Below are 14,431 nucleotides of genomic sequence, written 5' to 3'. Positions count from 1 at the left end.
GGTGCGCCCCCTTCCATGAATCCGCCCAGTAACCCGGTGGACGGTTCATTGGAGTTCGGGCCGGGCCCCGAGGGCGGGGTCCGGACCGTGTCCTTGGAAGAGGGCGCCCCAGAGAACCGGGTCGCCGATCACGGACACTACCGACTCTCCTCGCCCGTTCAGCCCACATCCGCCCCAAACGCAACTACGCGCCCCCTCCCCCACAACACGCCCCCACCCAGCCCCACTTGGGCACGCCAGGGCACGCAAAAGGGCCGGTCACCCCACCCGGGGTGACCGGCCTTTCCCTGACGTATCGGCCGTAGCCGTACCGGCTACCGCTGGTGCTGCGAATCCGCCACCGCGACCTCGACCCGCTGGAACTCCTTCAGCTCGCTGTACCCGGTCGTGGCCATGGCCCGCCGCAGCGCCCCGAAGAAGTTCATCGAACCGTCCGGCGTGTGCGACGGCCCCGTCAGCACCTCCTCGATCGTGCCGACCGTCCCGAGGTGCACCTTCTTGCCTCGCGGCAGCTCCTCGTTCACGGCCTCCATGCCCCAGTGGTGGCCCTTGCCCGGCGCGTCCGTGGCGCGGGCGAGCGGGGAGCCCATCATCACCGAGTCGGCGCCGCAGGCGATCGCCTTCGGCAGGTCACCGGACCAGCCCACGCCACCGTCCGCGATCACGTGCACGTACCGGCCGCCGGACTCGTCCATGTAGTCGCGGCGGGCCGCCGCCACGTCCGCGACCGCCGTGGCCATCGGGACGCGGATGCCGAGGACGTTGCGCGTGGTGTGCGCGGCGCCGCCGCCGAAGCCGACCAGGACGCCGGCCGCGCCGGTGCGCATCAGGTGCAGGGCCGCGGTGTACGTGGCGCAGCCGCCGACGATCACCGGGACGTCGAGCTCGTAGATGAACTGCTTCAGGTTCAGCGGCTCGGCCGCACCGGAGACGTGCTCCGCCGAGACGGTCGTACCCCGGATGACGAAGATGTCCACGCCGGCGTCGACGACCGCCTTGGAGAACTGGGCCGTGCGCTGCGGGGAGAGCGCGGCGGCCGTGACCACGCCCGAGTCGCGCACCTCCTCGATGCGCTGCCCGATCAGCTCCTCCTTGATGGGAGCGGCGTAGATCTCCTGGAGGCGGCGGGTGGCGGCCTCGGTGGGCAGCTCGGCGATCTCGTCGAGCAGCGGCTGCGGGTCCTCGTACCGCGTCCACAGGCCCTCGAGGTTCAGCACGCCGAGGCCGCCGAGTTCGCCGATGCGGATCGCGGTGGCCGGGGAGACGACCGAGTCCATGGGGGCGGCCAGGAAGGGCAGCTCGAAGCGGTAGGCGTCGATCTGCCAGGCGATCGAGACCTCCTTCGGGTCCCGCGTACGGCGGCTCGGGACGACGGCGATGTCGTCGAAGGCGTACGCCCTGCGGCCGCGCTTGCCGCGCCCGATCTCGATCTCAGTCACGTCTGTGGCCTTTCCCTGATGCGTTTCAGCGTCTTCCAGTATCGCCGACGGGCACGACAGGGGCGGCCCCGGATGGTTCCGGGACCGCCCCTGAAGGACCGTGCCTGAAGACCGATGCCTACTTGCGGCTGTAGTTCGGCGCCTCGACCGTCATCTGGATGTCGTGCGGGTGGCTCTCCTTGAGGCCCGCGGAGGTGATCCGCACGAAGCGGCCCTTGGACTCCATCTCGTCGATGGTGGCCGCGCCAACGTAGCCCATGGTCTGACGCAGCCCGCCGACGAGCTGGTGCAGGACGCTGGACAGCGGGCCGCGGTAGGGCACCTGGCCCTCGATACCCTCGGGCACGAGCTTGTCGTCGGCGGCGACCTCGGCCTGGAAGTAGCGGTCCTTCGAGTACGACTTGCCCTGGCCACGGGACTGCATGGCACCGAGCGAGCCCATGCCGCGGTACGACTTGAACTGCTTGCCGTTGATGAACTGCAGCTCGCCCGGCGACTCCTCGCAGCCCGCGAGCAGCGAGCCCAGCATCACGGTGTCGGCGCCGGCGGCGAGCGCCTTGCCGATGTCGCCGGAGTACTGCAGGCCGCCGTCACCGATCAGCGGGATGCCCGCGGGGCGGGCGGCGAGGGAGGCCTCGTAGATGGCGGTGACCTGCGGGACGCCGATGCCGGCGACCACGCGGGTCGTACAGATGGAGCCGGGGCCCACGCCCACCTTGATGCCGTCGACACCGGCGTCGATCAGCGCCTGGGCGCCGTCGCGCGTGGCGACGTTGCCGCCGATCACGTCGACGCCGACGCTGGACTTGATCTTCGACATCCAGCTGAGGGCGTTGCTGTTGTGGCCGTGCGAGGTGTCGACGACCAGGAAGTCCACACCGGCCTCGGCGAGCGCCTGGGCGCGCTCCAGGGCCTCGGGGCTGGCACCGACGGCGGCACCGACGAGGAGACGGCCCTCGGAGTCCTTGGCGGCGTTGGGGTACTTCTCCGCCTTCACGAAGTCCTTGACGGTGATCAGGCCCTTGAGGACACCCGAGTCGTCGACGAGCGGCAGCTTCTCGATCTTGTGCTTGCGCAGCAGGTCCATCGCGTCGGTGCCGGAGATGCCGACCTGGCCGGTGACCAGCGGCATCGGCGTCATGACCTCGCGCACCTGACGGGTGCGGTCCGACTCGAAGGCCATGTCGCGGTTGGTCACGATGCCGAGGAGCTTGCCGGCCGGGTCGGTGACCGGGACACCGCTGATGCGGAACTTGGCGCACAGGGCGTCGGCCTCGGCGAGGGTCGCCTCCGGGTGCACCGTGATCGGGTCGGTGACCATGCCGGACTCGGACCGCTTCACCAGGTCGACCTGGTTGACCTGGTCCTCGACGGAGAGGTTGCGGTGCAGCACGCCGACGCCGCCGAGGCGGGCCATCGCGATGGCCATGCGGGACTCGGTCACCTTGTCCATGGCCGCAGAGAGCAGCGGGATGTTCACCCGGACGTTGCGGGAGATGCGGGACGAGGTGTCGACCGCGTTGGGGAGCACCTCGGATGCGCCCGGCAGCAGCAGCACGTCGTCGTAGGTCAGCCCGAGTGTCGCGAATTTACCGGGCACTCCGTCGACGTTTGCAGTCATGACACCTTCCCCAAATGGCCTTGATCGGTGCGGATGTCCATGCTAACGGGAAGCGGAGCTGTCAAATTCCATGGTGCGGACCCGCTCCGGGCTTCGTATGTTCGTACGGAATCGGCGCCGCGCCCGTTCAGTAAGGCGGCCTACTGCTCGGCCAGCGCCCGCAGCCTGCTCAGCGCCCGGTGCTGGGCCACCCGAACCGCGCCGGGTGACATTCCCAACATCTGACCCGTCTCCTCCGCGGTCAGGCCCACCGCGATCCTCAGCAGCAACAGCTCCCGCTGGTTCTCGGGCAGGTTGGCCAGCAGTTTCTTGGCCCACTCGGCGTCGCTGCTCAGCAGCGCCCGCTCCTCGGGGCCCAGCGAATCGTCGGGGCGCTCGGGCATCTCGTCCGAGGGAACCGCCGTGGAACCGGGGTGCCGCATCGCCGCCCGCTGGAGGTCCGCCACCTTGTGCGCGGCGATGGCGAAGACGAACGCCTCGAAGGGGCGGCCGGTGTCCTTGTAGCGCGGCAGCGCGAGGAGCACGGCGACGCAGACCTCCTGGGCGAGGTCCTCGACGAAGTGCCGGGCGTCGCCCGGCAGGCGCGACAGCCTGGTGCGGCAGTAGCGCAGCGCCAAGGGGTGGACATGGGCGAGCAGGTCGTGCGTGGCCTGCTCATCCCCGTCGACGGCGCGGTGAACGAGCCCACCGATCACCGTCGTCTTGTCCTCGCGCATCGGTCCATGGTGCCTTGCGGCCGATTCATCCGTGGCACCGCGCCCGTTGTTGTGCACCGAAGCGTTATGAGCAGGTGCGCCGGCACTCATCCCCTGCGCCCTCCCCTTCCGCTCGACCGACTCGTCCCCGAGAGACTCCACACCTCAAGGATGCGGCATCCGCGCCGAAACGAGCAGCGGGCGCCGAGTGGGCCGCTTGACCAGCCTCGCAACCGCGCCCCGTCAGGGGCGCGGGACGAGACATTGTGCGGCTCCGCCGCGGGGGCGCGACCAGCCACAAACGGCCCGCACACAGCAATGGTCTGCAGGACCGAGCTCTCAGCGAACCAGACCCCAGCGGAACCCGAGTGCCACCGCGTGGGCCCGGTCCGAAGCACCCAGCTTCTTGAACAACCGCCGAGCGTGCGTCTTCACGGTGTCCTCGGAGAGGAACAGCTCGCGACCGATCTCGGCGTTGGAGCGACCGTGGCTCATGCCCTCCAGCACCTGGATCTCACGCGCGGTGAGCGTCGGCGCGGCACCCATCTCCGCGGAGCGCAGCCGCCGCGGGGCAAGACGCCAGGTCGGGTCGGCCAGCGCCTGCGTCACCGTCGCGCGCAACTCCGCGCGCGAGGCGTCCTTGTGCAGATAGCCGCGGGCACCGGCGGCGACCGCGAGGGCCACGCCGTCCAGGTCCTCGGCGACGGTGAGCATGATGATGCGCGCACCTGGGTCGGCGGACAGCAGCCGCCGCACGGTCTCGACGCCGCCCAGACCGGGCATGCGTACGTCCATCAGAATCAGGTCCGAGCGGTCGGCGCCCCAGCGGCGGAGGACTTCCTCGCCGTTGGCCGCCGTCGTCACGCGCTCGACGCCGGGCACGGTCGCGACCGCGCGGCGAAGCGCCTCTCGGGCAAGCGGGGAGTCGTCGCAGACGAGGACGGATGTCATGGCCGCCCTCCGCAGCTGATGCACGTCACCTTGAGCCTCCAGGCTGGTACGAAATCGTCACCTGTGCGGTCGACCGTCTCGGACGCCTGCCCGAGCCCTTGTTCCTTCAACCGCCTCCGCCCTCTCAACGACGGTCACTCGAAAGAGTTACGGGGGCATGTGCCGCCTTCGGCACTCTACGTGAGGGGGCGGACACGGGGCAGACATGTACGACGGACCCTCAACCTTTCATCACAACCCATGCCCCATTCAGCCCTTTTTCTTCCTGTTTGCTGGCGTTTGGGGCTAGATTCGCAATGAGTCATATTTTCATCTTCTTAGATCGTAGATGTACGGTCGTAGACACCGTATCCGCCCAGAACGGCTACAAGGGGTCACGCAATGGCAGATTTCTCCCGCCTTCCCGGACCGAACGCGGACCTGTGGGACTGGCAGCTGCTGGCTGCTTGTCGTGGGGTGGACAGCTCGCTCTTCTTTCATCCGGAGGGCGAGCGCGGTGCGGCTCGGAGCGCTCGAGAGAACTCGGCCAAGGAGGTCTGCATGAGGTGCCCGGTCCGCGCGCAGTGCGCGGCGCACGCGCTGGCGGTGCGCGAACCGTACGGCGTCTGGGGCGGCTTGACCGAGGACGAGCGCGAGGAGCTCATGGGGCGGGCGCGCAACCGGCTGGTGTCGGCGTCGACGACCAGCGGGGAAGCCGGACCGCACACCTGAAGGAACGTTTCTGCAAGGAAGGGCACGCGTACGCGTGCCCTTCTTCTTCGCAGGGGGACTTCTTCGCGGGGGATTCTTCGCTAGCGGGCGGCTGCTCGGGCCAGCTGGTCGAGGGTCGCCGCCACGGCGGGCACCTGCGCCAGGTCGGGCAGCGTGAGCGCCACGATCTCCCGCCGGACCGCCGGTTCCAGCGTCACCATGCGCGTCCCTCGCGGCCGTACGGACTCGACGGCGAGCTGGGGCAGGACGGCCACGCCCAGGCCGGCGCCCACCAGGCCCACGACGGCCGGATAGTCGTCGGTGGCGAAGTCGATGCGGGGCGTGAAGCCGGCGCTCTCGCACACCTCGATCAACTGTCCCCGGCAGCGCGGGCATCCGGCGATCCACGGCTCGGCGGCGAGCTCCCCGATGGCGACGGGCCCGGCGGACGCGGTGCGCGCGAGGCGGTGCCGTTCGGGGACCAGGCCTACGAGACGGTCCGTCAGCAGGGGGCGTACGACCAGGTCGTCCCACTCCTCGGCGCCCGCGGCGCCCTCGTACCGGAAGGCGAGGGCCACGTCGCAGTCACCCTCGCGCAGCAGCTCGACGGAGTTCGGCGGCTCGGCCTCCTCCAGGGAGACACGGGTGCCGGGGTGTGCGGCGCGCAGGGCGGCGAGGGCGGTCGGCACGAGGGTGGAGCTGCCGCTGGGGAAGGAGACGAGCCGGACGCGCCCGGCGCGCAGCCCCGCGATGGCCGCGACCTCCTCCTCGGCGGCCGTCAGCCCCGACAGGATCCCGGCGGCGTGCCGCACGAGGGCTTCACCGGCCTGGGTCAGCCGCATCTCGCGCCCGCTGCGGATCAGCAGAGGGGTGCCGACGGAGGTTTCCAGGGCCTTCATCTGCTGGCTGACGGCGGGCTGGGTGCAGCCCAGTTCGCGGCCGGCGGCGGAGAAGGAACCGGTGGCGGCGACGGCGCGCAGGACGCGGAGGTGACGGGCTTCGAGCACGGAACCGAGCATAAGCGAACCTTGGGGCACTCGCCGAATAATGCGTCGACACTTTGGCGGGCCGTCCCTTACCGTGCCCGTCATGAAGCTTCTCTCAGTGAACCTGGGCCAGGCGAAGCCCGTGCCGGACACGGATGACCCCGATGCCGTGACCGGCATCGACAAGCGGCCGGTGGCGGGGCCGGTGCGGGTGGCGGCGCCCGGGCCCAAGGGCATCGGGGGAAGTGGGCTGGCCGGGGACGCGGTGTGCAAGAGGGAGCACCACGGCGGCGACGACCAGGCCGTGTACGCGGTGGCGCGCGAGGACCTCGACGCGTGGGAGCGCGAGCTGGGGCGGTCGCTGAGGAACGGCGGGTTCGGCGAGAACCTCACGACGTCCGGCCTGGACGTGTCCGGCGCCCTGATCGGCGAGCGCTGGCGGATCGGGCCCGAGGTGGTGCTGGAGGTGACGTGCGGGCGGATTCCCTGTGCCACGTTCCAGGGCCATCTGGGTGAGAGGCAGTGGGTGAAGCGGTTCACGGCGAAGGGTGCGCCGGGCGCGTATCTGCGGGTGATCGAGCCGGGTGAGATACGGGCGGGCGACCCGATGGAGATCATCCACCGTCCGGATCACGAGGTGACGGTGGCGCTGCAGTTCCGGGCGGTCACGACGGAGCGGAAGCTGTTGCCGCGGCTGCTGGCGGCGGGGGCGGCGCTGCATCCGGAGTCGCTGGACGCGGCGCGGAAGTACGTGGCGAAGCACGGGGTCTGACGCGCGCTCATCGCAGGGTCCTTCGCCCGGGCTTCACTGATCGGGAGGGCCTGTGCAGCAAACGGATGCACGGGGTCCGGGTCACTAATCTTGCTCCATGACAACGGCATTGATTACGGGATCGACCGCGGGCATCGGCGCCGCGTTCGCGCGGAGGCTGGCGGCTGACGGGCACGACCTCGTCCTGGTGGCCCGGGACACCAAGCGGCTGCGGGAGCAGGCGACCGAACTGCACGACCGGCACGGCATCGAGGCGAAGGTGCTGACGGCCGACCTGGCGGAGGACGCCGGCATCGAGACGGTCGCCGCCCGCCTCGGCGACCGCCGGAACCCCGTCGACCTGCTGATCAACAACGCCGGCTTCGGCAACAAGGGCCGTTATCTCGACGTCTCCATGGCCGACGAGCTGAAGATGCTCAAGGTGCACTGCGAAGCCGTACTGCGTCTGACCTCGGCGGCGGCGGAGGCGATGCGGGAGCGGGGGCGCGGGGGTGTCGTCAACGTCGCGTCGGTCGCGGCCTTCGTACCGCGCGGCACGTACGGCGCGTCCAAGGCGTGGGTCGTGCAGTTCACCCAGGGGGCGGCGCGGGATCTGGCCGGGAGCGGGGTGCGGTTGATGGCGCTGTGCCCGGGGTTCGTGCGGACCGAGTTCCATGAGCGGGCCGGGATGGGGACGGACAACATCCCGGGGTGGATGTGGCTGGACGCGGACAAGGTGGCGGCCACGGCGCTGGAGGACCTGGCCCGGGGCAGGTCGTTGTCCATTCCGGACCCCAGGTACAAGGTGCTGATGGGGGCGGCGAAGCTGGTCCCGCGGGGGATGCTCGGGGGGATCAGCTCGAAGACGGGGCGGAAGTACGGGCCGCAGTAGAAGTACGGGCCGCAGCAGGCAGTCGGCGGGCACGGCACGGGTGAACAGGCGCACGGCCGTCGCAGTGGGGAAAATGGTGCTGTCCAGCCGCACCCAGGGGGGCCGGGAGGCGACGACGCCCATGACCTTCGTACAGCTCATCGACTGCAGGACCAGCCGTTTCGACGAGATGAACCGGCTGATGGACAGGTGGGTCGAGCAGACCAAGGGAAAGCGGACCGCGACGCACGACGTCATCGGGAAGGACCGGTCCGACCCGGCGCACTTCATCGAGATCGTGGAGTTCGCCTCGTACGAGGAGGCGATGCGCAACTCCAACCTGCCCGAGACCGACCGGATCTTCCAGGAGATGGTGGCGCTCTGTGACGAGGAACCCACGTTCACCGATCTGGACGTGGTGCGTGACGAGCAGCTGAACGTCCTGGCCGCGCGGGCCTTCTTCGAGGCCATGGGCAAGATGGAGCCGGGGCGGATCGGTGACCACCTCACCCGCGACTACGTGGATCACGACCCGTCCTACCCGCAGCCCGTGCGGGGCATCGACGGGATCCGCGAGCAGTACGAGGGGTGGCGGGCCGCCTTCGACTTCACCTTCCGGATCGACGACCAGATGGCCCAGGGAGACCAGGTGTGCACCCGGTGGACCTGGGTCGCGCGCCACAAGGGCGAGTTCCTGGGGATTCCGGCGACCGGACAGGACGTGAGCATGCAGGGCATGACCTGGCAGCGGTTCCGGGACGGCGCGATCTGCGAGAGCCACTGGCTCTACGACCGGGCGGGACTGCTGGAGCAGCTGGGGGTACTCGGTCAGTGACGCCCGCGAAGGGGAAGGCCCCGCTCCCGCACCTGAGTGCGGAGGCGGGGCCTTCTCACTGCACGCTGTGAGCGGCTGGGCTCAGTGGGCGTGGCCGTGGCCGTGGCCCGCGGCGGCCGGCTCTTCCTCTTCCTTCTTCTCGACGACCAGGGTCTCGGTCGTCAGGAGGAGGGAGGCGATGGAGGCGGCGTTCTCCAGGGCGGAGCGGGTGACCTTGACCGGGTCGATGACGCCGGCCTTGACCAGGTCGCCGTACTCGCCGGTTGCGGCGTTGAAGCCCTGGCCCTTGTCGAGCTCGGCGACCTTGGAGGTGATGACGTAGCCCTCCAGGCCGGCGTTCTCGGCGATCCAGCGCAGCGGCTCGACGGCGGCCTTGCGGACGACCGCGACACCGGTGGCCTCGTCGCCGGTCTTGCCGAGGTTGCCCTCCAGGACCTTGACGGCGTGGACGAGCGCGGAGCCACCACCGGAGACGATGCCCTCCTCGACCGCGGCGCGGGTCGCGGAGATGGCGTCCTCCAGACGGTGCTTCTTCTCCTTCAGCTCCACCTCGGTGGCGGCGCCGACCTTGATCACGCACACGCCGCCGGCCAGCTTCGCGAGGCGCTCCTGGAGCTTCTCGCGGTCCCAGTCGGAGTCGGTGTTCTCGATCTCGGCCTTGATCTGGGCGACACGGCCCTGGACGGCCTCGGACTTGCCGGCGCCGTCGACGATCGTGGTGTCGTCCTTGGTGACGGTGATGCGGCGGGCGGAGCCCAGCACCTCCAGGCCGACCTGGTCGAGCTTGAGGCCGACCTCCTCGGAGATGACCTCGGCGCCGGTCAGCGTCGCCATGTCCTGCAGCATCGCCTTGCGACGGTCACCGAAGCCGGGGGCCTTGACGGCGACCGCGTTGAAGGTGCCGCGGATCTTGTTGACGACCAGGGTCGACAGGGCCTCGCCCTCGACGTCCTCGGCGATGATCAGCAGCGGCTTGGAGGCACCGGCCTGGATGACCTTCTCCAGCAGCGGCAGCAGGTCCTGGATGGAGGAGATCTTGCCCTGGTTGATGAGGATGTAGGGGTCCTCCAGGACGGCCTCCATGCGCTCCTGGTCCGTCACGAAGTACGGCGACAGGTAGCCCTTGTCGAAGGCCATGCCCTCGGTGAAGTCCAGCTCCAGACCGAAGGTGTTGGACTCCTCGACGGTGATGACACCGTCCTTGCCGACCTTGTCCATCGCCTCGGCGATGAGCTCGCCGACCTGCGTGTCCTGGGCGGAGAGACCGGCCACGGCGGCGATGTCGGACTTCTCGTCGATCGGCCGGGCGGTCGCGAGGAGCTCCTCGGAGACCGCGGCGACGGCCGCGTCGATGCCCTTCTTCAGGGCGGCCGGGGAGGCCCCGGCGGCGACGTTCTTCAGGCCCTCGCGGACGAGCGCCTGGGCCAGCACGGTGGCGGTGGTCGTACCGTCACCCGCGATGTCGTTGGTCTTGGTCGCCACCTCCTTCACCAGCTGGGCGCCGAGGTTCTCGTACGGGTCCTCGACCTCGACCTCACGGGCGATGGTGACACCGTCGTTGGTGATGGTGGGCGCGCCGAACTTCTTGTCGATGACGACGTTGCGGCCCTTGGGGCCGATCGTCACCTTGACCGTGTCGGCAAGCTTGTTGACGCCGCGCTCGAGGGCGCGACGGGCGTCCTCGTCGAACTTCAGGATCTTCGCCATGGGAGCGGTTCAGCCCTCTCGGAAAACGTGGGTGAAACGAACTGCGCCCCAGACGCCCGGCTTCATAAGGTCGCGGGGGCCCGGGGCGCAGCTCACAAGCAAAAGTGCTTGAGGTGACGGGTTATCTGGGGGTGGCCCCCCAGACCCCCCTACTTCTCGATGATCGCGAGCACGTCGCGAGCGGAGAGGACGAGGTACTCCTCGCCGTTGTACTTCACCTCGGTGCCGCCGTACTTGCTGTACAGCACGATGTCGCCGGTCTTGACGTCGAGCGGCAGGCGCTCGCCGTTCTCGAAGCGGCCCGGGCCCACGGCCAGGACGACGCCCTCCTGGGGCTTCTCCTTGGCGGTGTCCGGGATGACCAGGCCAGAGGCGGTGGTCTGCTCGGCGTCGAGCGGCTGGACCACAATGCGGTCCTCGAGCGGCTTGATGGCAACCTTGGAGCTGGTGGTCGTCACGATCCGACCTCCCCCTTCGGAGATCTCACGGGGTTAACTGTCTGAGGTGGCGACCAGGTGGATCCGTCGTCGCGGGTGCCGGACCTGCCCGTCGCGTAGTTGGCACTCTCCAGTGGGGAGTGCCAGAGCCGAGACTATGACCGCGGTTAGCACTCGGTCAAGCGGAGTGCCAGTCGCGTCCCTGGGGCTGCCGCCCCCCAGACCCCCGCTTCGGCCCTGAACGGCCTCGCCCTCGAACGCCGGACGGGCTGGAATGCCTGGACCTGCACCGAAAAGTCCCGTCAGACGTAGTCCTCCAACCGGCCCACCGTCAGCCCCCGCCCCTGGATCTCCCGCAGCAGCCTCGTCGTCCGCTCTCTCAAGGACAGGCCGGTCGGTTCACCCGAGGGGACGGAGACGATGTCGCCGGCGCGCAGCCGTCCGGGGCCGTGCGCGTACGTCAGCCCGCCGTCGCCCTCCATCGCCGCGCGCCACAGCACCACCGCCGTGATGCCGCAGTCCGCCGCGGCGCGGAGGGTGGTGGAGTCGTACGTGCCGTAGGGCGGCCGGAAGAGGCGGGGGCGGATGCCGAAGCGGGCGCGGAGTTTGTTCTGCTGGCCGCAGATCTCGGCGCGCTGGCCGGTGTACGGCAGACCGCGCAGGGCGGCGTGGTCGAGGGTGTGGTTCTGGATGGACGCGCCCACCGAGCGCAGGCGCGCGAAGTGGCCGTAGCCCGGGCCGGCCACGCTGTCCGTGAGGAACATGCTGACGGGCAGCCGCAGTTCACGGACCATGTCGACGAAGCGGGGGTCCTTCTCGGCGCCGTCGTCGTAGGTGAGGAAGACGACCCTGTCGCGGGTCGGGACGCGGTGCACGACGGGCAGCGGGGTACCGCCGGGCAGCCGCAGCCGTCGGGCGGGCGGGGACGGAGGCGCGGGCAGTGGGGCGCTCAGGCCCCAGTGGCGGTACAGCTGCGCCGTGTGCGTCGGGCCCTTGGCCGAGCGGACGCCGTGGGCCGCCTCCTCGCCCGGCCCCGCGCCGGGAGCGACCGGACCGGCCGGCCGGCCGCACCCGGTGAGCAGGGCGGACGCCAGGACCACGGCCGCGACCACGGCCGCCAGGGCGCGCGGCCCCCGCCCTGGTCCCGGCACCGGCCTCACAGGTAGTCCTCCAGCCGGGCCACCGCGTACCCCTCGGCCGTGACCTCGTTCAGGAACCGGCGGATCATGTCGGGCATGGTGCCCTTCCAGTCGTTCCTGCCCCGGAAGTGAGTGAGGACGATGTCACCCGGCCGGATGCTCCGGTCCCACTCGCGGTAGTCCCAGTGGTCGACGAAGACCTCCTCGTTCCACAGCGGGACGTACTTGACGCCGCACGACTTCGCGGCGCGCAGGGTGTCCCTGTTGTAGTTCCCGAAGGGCGGGCGGAAGAGCAGCGGGCGCTTGCCGTAGCGCTCCTCGATCACGTCCTGCATGGCGCAGATCTCGTACTGCTGGCGGCGGTAGGAGAGCCCGGGGAGGTAGGGGTGGTGCAGGGTGTGGTTGTTCAGGGCCACGCCATCGCGCTGCATCCGCCTGAAGTAGCCGTAGTCGTCCTTGATCAGGTAGTTGCTGAGGAAGGCGGTGTACGGCACCTGCAGGTCGCTCATCATCCGCAGGAAGGCCGGGTCCTTCTCGGCGCCGTCGTCGATCGTCAGGAAGACGACCCGCTGCCTGGTGGGGACGGTGGTGAAGACCGGTGGGAAACCGAGTTCCTCGTGCCCGTCCACCTCGAAGCCCTCGCGGGTGGTGATCTTCGGTTTGGTGGCGGGGGGCGGTGGGGGTGTGAGCGGGATTCTCGCCAGGCCCCAGCGTCTCGCCGCGGCGGCCCGGGCGGCTAGGGCGGACTTGCCCGACCGGAACTTCTTGGCCTGGGGGTCCGGGGTGGCGGCCGGGGGCGGGGCCTTGAGGGGCTGCCGGCCCGGGGTGGGGCGCGCGGTCCCGGTGCCGTCCGGGCTTCCCGGGCCGCCTTGGCCTCCAGGGTCGCCGACCGGTGCACAGCCCGAGGCGATGGCCGCGAGGGTGAGCGCGGCGATTCCGCCACGGACCCGGGAACGTACAGGTGTTCCACGACGGCGCCTCGCGGGTGCCCCATTGCGGTGACTTTTGTCATTTTGTACTACTAGTCGCATGGAGCCGGATCTTTGCAGGCACGCGTCCCTGAGCCCGGCCGACACCGCCGCCGGCCGCGGACCATCCACCGACTGGCCGACAATGGCCCGGTGAACGACCTCGCCTCCTTCGCCTCGCTCCGCACCCCGGAGGGCCGCGCCCTCCTCGACGCCGTCCGCGACACCGACCCCGCCGACGAACTCGCGGTCGCCACCCGCCTGCGCCGCGAGCACCCCGCCGAGCTGGTGTCGGCGGCGCTCGGGCAGGCGCGGCTGCGGCAGCGGGCGGTGGCGAAGTTCGGGGCCGAGGGCGCGGGGCGGATGTTCTTCACCCCGAACGGGGTCGAGCAGTCGACGCGGGCGAGCGTGGCGACGTACCGGGCCGAGTGCTTCCAAGCGGGCGGAGTGCGGTCCGTCGCCGACCTCTGCTGCGGGATCGGCGGCGACGCGATCGCGTTCGCCCGCGCCGGGATCCGAGTGCTGGCCGTCGACCGGGATCCGCTGACCTGTGAGGTGGCCCGCGCCAACGCCGACGCGCTCGGTCTCGCCGACCTGATCGAGGTGCGCGAGGCGGACGTGACGGAGGTCGACACGGCCGGGTACGACGCCGTGTTCGTCGACCCGGCCCGGCGTTCCTCCAAGCGCGGCCGGATCTTCGACCCGGAGGCCTACTCCCCGCCCCTGTCCTGGGCGGTGTCCGCCGCGCTCAAGGCGTCACTGGGTGTGCTGAAGATCGCGCCCGGCATCCCGCACGAGGCGATCCCCGCGGACGCGACGGCCGAATGGGTCTCGGACGGCGGGGACGTGAAGGAGGCCATGCTGTGGTTCGGCGCGGACGTGACGCCGGGGGCGCGGCGCGCCACGCTGCTGCCCGCCGGAGCCGGCATCTACGTGGCACCCGACACCATGCTCCCGGACCCCGAAGTCCGGCCGGTCGGGAGGTACTTGTACGAGCCGGACGGCGCCGTCATCCGCGCCCACCTGGTCGCCGAGGTGGCCGAGGACCTGGACGGCGGGCTGATCGACCCGACCATCGCCTACGTCACCGCCGCCGAACTGCACAACACGCCGTATGCCACCGCCTATGAGATCACCGACCAACTCCCCTTCAACGTCAAGAAGTTGAAGGCGCTGCTGCGGGAGCGCGAGGTCGGCATCCTGACCGTGAAGAAGCGGGGGTCGGCCGTCGAGCCGGAGGAACTGCGCAAGAAGGTCAAGCCTCAGGGGCCCAACGCGGCGACCGTGTTTCTGACCCGGGTGGCGGGGGCTCCGACGATGCTGGTGGGGCGGCCGGCCTAG

At 70.3% G+C, this 14,431-nt stretch carries 14 protein-coding genes; 5 read left to right on the top strand and 9 right to left on the bottom strand.

The window, feature by feature from the left end; all coding sequences use genetic code 11:
* Positions 1-314: 314 nt before the first annotated feature.
* The 4 genes from ABIE67_RS28330 to ABIE67_RS28315 form a co-directional block, all read right to left on the bottom strand.
* On the bottom strand, positions 315-1,439 hold the full coding sequence (locus ABIE67_RS28330) for a GuaB3 family IMP dehydrogenase-related protein (protein ID WP_370263271.1): 1,125 nt from the start codon (positions 1,437-1,439) through the stop codon (positions 315-317).
* A 118-nt stretch (positions 1,440-1,557) separates the two neighbouring features.
* A complete protein-coding gene (gene guaB, locus ABIE67_RS28325) occupies positions 1,558-3,060 on the bottom strand; it encodes an IMP dehydrogenase (protein ID WP_370263267.1) in 1,503 nt (500 codons plus the stop codon).
* A 140-nt stretch (positions 3,061-3,200) separates the two neighbouring features.
* A complete protein-coding gene (locus tag ABIE67_RS28320; RefSeq protein ID WP_048584838.1) occupies positions 3,201-3,776 on the bottom strand; it encodes a sigma-70 family RNA polymerase sigma factor in 576 nt (191 codons plus the stop codon).
* Between the two features lie 318 nt (positions 3,777-4,094).
* Positions 4,095-4,706, bottom strand: coding sequence for a response regulator transcription factor (locus ABIE67_RS28315; protein WP_003948568.1), 612 nt, complete (start codon positions 4,704-4,706; stop codon positions 4,095-4,097).
* Between the two features lie 381 nt (positions 4,707-5,087).
* Between ABIE67_RS28315 and ABIE67_RS28310 the strand changes: the two genes are divergently transcribed.
* On the top strand, positions 5,088-5,417 hold the full coding sequence (locus tag ABIE67_RS28310) for a WhiB family transcriptional regulator (protein WP_370263259.1): 330 nt from the start codon (positions 5,088-5,090) through the stop codon (positions 5,415-5,417).
* Between the two features lie 80 nt (positions 5,418-5,497).
* On the opposite strand, the gene ABIE67_RS28305 is transcribed toward ABIE67_RS28310, so the two are convergent.
* Entirely contained in the window at positions 5,498-6,403 is a 906-nt protein-coding gene (locus ABIE67_RS28305; protein ID WP_370263255.1) for a LysR family transcriptional regulator, read from the bottom strand.
* 82 nt (positions 6,404-6,485) lie between these two features.
* Between ABIE67_RS28305 and ABIE67_RS28300 the strand changes: the two genes are divergently transcribed.
* From ABIE67_RS28300 to ABIE67_RS28290, 3 genes are all read left to right on the top strand, one after another.
* The gene (locus ABIE67_RS28300) at positions 6,486-7,154 is read left to right on the top strand and encodes an MOSC domain-containing protein (RefSeq protein WP_370263250.1); all 669 of its coding nucleotides are present in this window, start codon (positions 6,486-6,488) and stop codon (positions 7,152-7,154) included.
* Positions 7,155-7,251: 97 nt separating this feature from the next.
* Positions 7,252-8,025: an SDR family NAD(P)-dependent oxidoreductase gene (locus ABIE67_RS28295; RefSeq protein WP_370263247.1), complete on the top strand. Its 774-nt coding sequence runs from the start codon at positions 7,252-7,254 to the stop codon at positions 8,023-8,025.
* Positions 8,026-8,146: 121 nt separating this feature from the next.
* A complete protein-coding gene (locus tag ABIE67_RS28290; protein WP_370269020.1) occupies positions 8,147-8,839 on the top strand; it encodes an ester cyclase in 693 nt (230 codons plus the stop codon).
* An 81-nt stretch (positions 8,840-8,920) separates the two neighbouring features.
* Here the strand turns inward: ABIE67_RS28290 and groL are convergent, their stop codons facing one another.
* The 4 genes from groL to ABIE67_RS28270 form a co-directional block, all read right to left on the bottom strand.
* Positions 8,921-10,546 carry a chaperonin GroEL gene (gene groL, locus ABIE67_RS28285; RefSeq protein WP_370263242.1) on the bottom strand — a complete coding sequence of 542 codons (1,626 nt, stop codon included), beginning with the start codon at positions 10,544-10,546 and terminating at the stop codon, positions 8,921-8,923.
* Between the two features lie 149 nt (positions 10,547-10,695).
* Complete coding sequence (gene groES, locus ABIE67_RS28280; protein ID WP_003998759.1) at positions 10,696-11,004, bottom strand: co-chaperone GroES; 309 nt, start codon at positions 11,002-11,004, stop codon at positions 10,696-10,698.
* A 281-nt stretch (positions 11,005-11,285) separates the two neighbouring features.
* Entirely contained in the window at positions 11,286-12,134 is an 849-nt protein-coding gene (locus tag ABIE67_RS28275) for a polysaccharide deacetylase family protein (protein ID WP_370263238.1), read from the bottom strand.
* A gap of 5 nt (positions 12,135-12,139) precedes the next feature.
* On the bottom strand, positions 12,140-13,153 hold the full coding sequence (locus ABIE67_RS28270) for a polysaccharide deacetylase family protein (protein ID WP_370263235.1): 1,014 nt from the start codon (positions 13,151-13,153) through the stop codon (positions 12,140-12,142).
* A 90-nt stretch (positions 13,154-13,243) separates the two neighbouring features.
* Here ABIE67_RS28270 and ABIE67_RS28265 point away from each other — a divergent pair, with 90 nt between their 5' ends.
* On the top strand, positions 13,244-14,431 hold the full coding sequence (locus ABIE67_RS28265; protein ID WP_370263231.1) for a methyltransferase domain-containing protein: 1,188 nt from the start codon (positions 13,244-13,246) through the stop codon (positions 14,429-14,431).

Origin of the sequence: Streptomyces sp. V4I8, assembly GCF_041261225.1 — a bacterium.
GTDB lineage: Bacteria > Actinomycetota > Actinomycetes > Streptomycetales > Streptomycetaceae > Streptomyces.
This window is presented reverse-complemented; position numbering and strand designations above follow the sequence as displayed.